Source organism: Streptomyces sp. 13-12-16 (assembly GCF_002114215.1).
Taxonomy (GTDB): domain Bacteria; phylum Actinomycetota; class Actinomycetes; order Streptomycetales; family Streptomycetaceae; genus Streptomyces.
Genome location: NZ_NCTE01001230.1, coordinates 1 through 798, shown reverse-complemented (window position 1 = coordinate 798; position 798 = coordinate 1). Strand labels below are relative to the sequence as shown.

The 798-nt window shown below is 74.3% G+C and carries 1 protein-coding gene; it reads left to right on the top strand.

Annotation, left to right across the window (positions count from 1 at the left end):
* Positions 1–798 (top strand): diacylglycerol kinase family protein (locus B7767_RS38290; protein WP_179167475.1); only part of this gene is annotated, 798 nt, incomplete at both ends.

Here is a 798-nt window from a genome sequence, read left to right as displayed (position 1 = left end):
CTGGGCGCCCGGGTGGTGCTGCTCGAACCCGGCAAGCAGCACGACGTCACCGCGCTGGCCCGGGCCGCCGTCGCGGACGGCGCGGATCTGCTGGGCGCCGCCGGCGGCGACGGCACGCAGGCGCTGGTGGCGGCCGTGGCCGCGGAGCACGACATCCCGTTCCTGGTCATCAGCGCCGGGACGCGCAATCACTTCGCCCTGGACCTCGGTCTCGACCGCGGTGACCCGGCCGCCTGCCTCGACGCGCTCACGGACGGTGTGGAGCTCCGTGTCGACCTGGGTTTCGCGGGTGAGCAGCCGTTCGTGAACAACGCCTCCTTCGGCGCGTACGCGGCGATCGTGCAGAGCCCCGCCTACCGCGACGACAAGATAGGCACCAGCCTGGAGATGCTGCCCGATCTGCTCACCGGTCAGCAGGGGCCCCGGCTGGTCGCCCGCGCGGGGGACACGACGCTCACCGCGCCGCAGGCCGTGCTGGTCAGCAACAATCCGTACCGCACCGGCGACCCCTTCGGCCTCGGGCGGCGGGAACGGCTCGACTCCGCCGCGCTCGGTGTCCTCGGGGTGAAGCTGGAGGGCGCCATCAGTGCCGCCGCCCTGCTGCTGAACCCCGAGCCGAGCGGGCTCACCATCGTGACCGCCACCGAGGTCGTCATCGAGGCGGACCGTGCTCGGATCGAGGCCGGGGTCGACGGGGAGGCCATGATCCTGCCCGCCCCCGTCCACTGCCGCATCGCACCCGGCGCGCTGCGCGTCCGGGTCCCGCGCAGGCGGCCCGGCGTCACACCGGCCCCGCCT